The 3,692-nt window shown below is 62.6% G+C and carries 3 protein-coding genes; all 3 read left to right on the forward strand.

All coding sequences use genetic code 11. The features are described 5' to 3' along the window. The first annotated feature begins 371 nt into the window (after positions 1-371). Complete coding sequence (locus ACH2EI_RS12000) at positions 372-1,958, forward strand: major capsid protein (RefSeq protein WP_395160160.1); 1,587 nt, start codon at positions 372-374, stop codon at positions 1,956-1,958. A 92-nt stretch (positions 1,959-2,050) separates the two neighbouring features. After that, positions 2,051-2,869, forward strand: coding sequence for a hypothetical protein (locus tag ACH2EI_RS12005; RefSeq protein WP_395160162.1), 819 nt, complete (start codon positions 2,051-2,053; stop codon positions 2,867-2,869). 34 nt (positions 2,870-2,903) lie between these two features. Then, positions 2,904-3,563 (forward strand): hypothetical protein, encoded by a 660-nt coding sequence (locus tag ACH2EI_RS12010; RefSeq protein WP_395160164.1) that lies wholly within the window; start codon positions 2,904-2,906, stop codon positions 3,561-3,563. The last annotated feature ends 129 nt before the right edge of the window (positions 3,564-3,692 follow it).

A 3,692-nucleotide genomic window follows, 5' to 3' on the forward strand; every position in this document is an offset into this window, starting at 1 on the left:
CCCAGCGCAGCAGAGAGCTGCCCTGGCAAACCGGATTCATGGCAAGTAGCAGCTCATGGCATGAGGCGGCTCCGTTCGGAGAGGTCAGCCCGTGAGGCTTGACGCACAGCAGGCACGCGCTGCCTCGACGCAAGTGATCCACGAAGTCTTTCGAGATGACGTTTCGACCGGTCGCCGTTTCACTTCCCTGCCAGCAGCACAACGCTACGCACACTCGGTCGGTGGCACCATTCGCCCGCTGGCTTGACACGTCTGCTACAGTTACAACTGATCCGCCCCACCGGTATGACCGGTAGCGGTGCGAACATGGGTATGACCCTGGCGCATGATGATTCCTCAATCTCATACACCCCGCCCAGGAGGCACCCAAAATGGACACCAATCTTCCCGAATCCTTCGACGGCATCACCGATGCTGAGCTTGACGCAATGGAAGCGTCGATCATCGAAGAGTTCGACGCAAAGTACGACAACGACACCCCGGCACCAGTCGCCGACCTGACCGAGATCGCCGAGGCACTCGATGCCGTGCGCTCCGAGCAGGCTGCCCGCACCGAGCAGGCTGACGCCGACTCCGAGGCGCGCGCTGCTCTCGGTGACCGGGTTCGCCCAGTCGCCGAAGAAGATGTCTTCGAGGAGATCGTCGCCGAAGTCGTCGAAGAGATCGAAGTTGCCGAAGAGCTGGAGTTGGTCACCGCCAGCCTCAAGCCGAAGGCACCGTCCGCTCGCCGCATGGCGACTCGCGACGTGACTCCTCCCGCTGCCGAAGCGAAGCAGATGACAACGATCACTGCCGCTGCCGACATCCCTGGAATCACTTCCGGCTCGCAGCTCGACCGCATGGGACTGGCACGAGCATTCGCTGCCCGTTCCCGTGGCCTCGCTGACCACTCGCCTCGTGTGGGTGTCGCAACCGTGGACACCGGAATCCCCGAAGAGCACTTCGTGCGTGACGGTGGAGACTCCGCCTCGCAGGTCATGGAAGCGGTCGTCGCTTCCTCGCTCCGTGGCAAAGATGCCCAGTCCCTCGTCGCTTCGGGTGGCTTCTGCACCCCGTCGGAGAACATGTACGAGCTGTTCAGCATCGAAAGCCGTGACGGTCTTCTCGACCTCCCGACGATGGGCGTGTCACGCGGTGGCATCAAGATCCCGAGTTACATCGGCTTGTCCGATGTTTCTTCGGCGCTGTGGACCTGGACGGAGGCGACCGACATCACGCCGGGCGCATCGGTCAAGGCTTGCCTGCAAGTTCCGTGCCCGACCTGGACTGACTACCGGCTCATCGCCGAGGGTCTGTGCTTGACGGCTGGCAACTTCATGGACAAGAGCTACCCCGAGATGCTGGCCCGCACGACGGACCTCGCGATGACCGCCCACATGCACCGTGTGTCGGCAGCTCATCTCGCAGCCATCGTCGCCGGGGCAACCGCGGTCACCGTGACCTCGCTCCCGACCGACGCCGCTGGCGACATCCTGAGCGCCGTAGACCTTCAAGTCGCTGACTACCGGAGCACCTTCACGATGTCTCCGAACGCAGTGCTCGAAGCGGTCTTCCCGACCTGGGTTCGTGGAGCAATCCGCTCCACCCTCGCAGCCCGTGCAGGCATCGGATACTTCGATGTCAGCGACGAGGACATCACCCGGTTCTTCACGATCCGCGGTGTGCGTCCTCAGTTCGTGACCGGACAAGATCCGATCACGACCGGCACAGCGCTCACGGCATGGCCGACGACGACCACCTTCCTGCTGTTCCCGGCAGGCGGCTACGTCGCAGGCGACGGCGGCACGATCGACCTCGGTGTCGTTCGTGACTCGACGCTCAACGCAACCAACGACTTCACGTTGGCTTGGACGGAGCAGTTCATGCTGACCGCCCAGCGTGGTCCTGCTGCACGCAACGTCACCGTCTCGACGGTTGTTGACGGGCAGACCGGCGGACCTGAGTTCGTCGGAGCCTGAGTAAGTTTCTGAGGATCGACGCAACCTTCTCCCCTGGGGGTTGCGTCGGTCCTTTGGTTCGGTTCAACTAACACGAGATCAAAGAGGCAACAATGGCTGGAGTTCCAGATATCTACGACGTGACCACGGCACCGGTCTCTGCACCACGAGCATTCGGCGGATTGAGCGTGTTCGACTTCGAGGACTACGGCGAGCACGCTGGCCTCGGGATGACATGGGATACGACGGCCTGCTTCCAAAGTGGCTTCACATACAACGCCTGCGTGGATCCCTCACGAGATCCTCTGACCGCCTCGGGTTGCAACATCCAGGGCTACGCCGACCCGTTCGCTGTCTACACTTACGACACCGACTCGATCGGTGCGGGGAGCCGCAGCATCGCCCAGCACGAGGCCAACGCTACGGCCCGACTCCTCGCCGCTGAGCAATGGGGTTTCGAGCAGTACCTCGTCGCCTACCTGATCGCAAACAAGACTGACGTGGCGATGGCCGGGCTGGCCCCTGCCGCCGACGGCAACACCACCGCTCAGCGGGCGCTCATCGCACTCGCCACCGCCGAAGAAGCGACAGCCCAGATCACCAACAACGAACGCACACTGTTCATGAACACCTGGCTCGGCTCGCTGCTGATCTCCCAGGGTGCTCTCAAGCCCTTCGGTGGCGTCATGAAAACGCAGCTCGGTTCGAGGGTTGCGATCACAGCAACCAATCCGCTGACCGGCACCTCGCCCGCCACGATCTACGGCTCCGGCCCGTGGAAGACGCATCGGGGTGCAGTCGAAACTCTCAACGGGACGACGGCCCCAGGCACTGCGGTCAACGACGTGTCGATCATCGCCCAACGGGTCTACGCCATCGGCACCGCTTGCGGCGTCGTAGCTGTCGATTCGGGCATCCTCAAAGTCCCATAATTCAACCAATACCCGCCCGTAGGAGGCAACAGCAATGGCAACCAAAATGCTCAACTCATTGAAGGGCCGGGTCATCCGAATCACCCGTCTCAACGACTGCGGCGTCCCCGTCGTGGGACTCTGCTCGTCAATCGTGACGGCCGGGTTCATCACTCTCGGGTTCGCGCCCGAGGTCGAGAGCGGCGAGGAGTACACCCAGAAGAATGCGTGGGGCGATTTCTGTATCAGCGAGAAGGACGCCGACATCAACAAATGGGTCAACGTGTCGCTCTCGCTCTGCGAGGTGAACCCCGACATCCTCGACATCGTTGGTGGCGGTAGCCCGATTATTGACGGGACCGACACGATCGGTTCGAGCTTCGGTGCAGCCAACAACACCGAAGGCTTTGCGATCGAAGTGTGGACGAAGCAGGCTGGCGGCAACTGTGCGGGCGGCGTCGCCGAGTGGGGTTACTTTGTCGCCCCGTTCTGCATCAACGGCACCCTCGACGGCTCGGTCACAATCGAGAACGGCACGATGGCTGTGGATCTCAAAGGCCAGGGCCAAGCCGCCGTAGCCGCCTGGGGAGTCAACCCATACGGAGACAATCCGCTGCTCGCCGGAGCCGGGTTCCCGGTCGGCGATATGTGGGCGGTCGTCCGTACCACGGTCCAGCCTCCCGCTGTCACCGACGGTTGCGTGGCTCTCGCATGAGTCATCCTTTCGCTGACATGCTGCGTGAGGTTGTGGCGGGCACCAGGGTCGATCCTGGCATGGCGAAGGCCACGCCAGCAGCAAAGCCCGAATCAAAAATTGAGGCGAAGCCCGAGGCGAAGCCCGGAC

The organism is Ilumatobacter sp. (genome assembly GCF_041688325.1).
Lineage (GTDB): Bacteria > Actinomycetota > Acidimicrobiia > Acidimicrobiales > Ilumatobacteraceae > Ilumatobacter_A.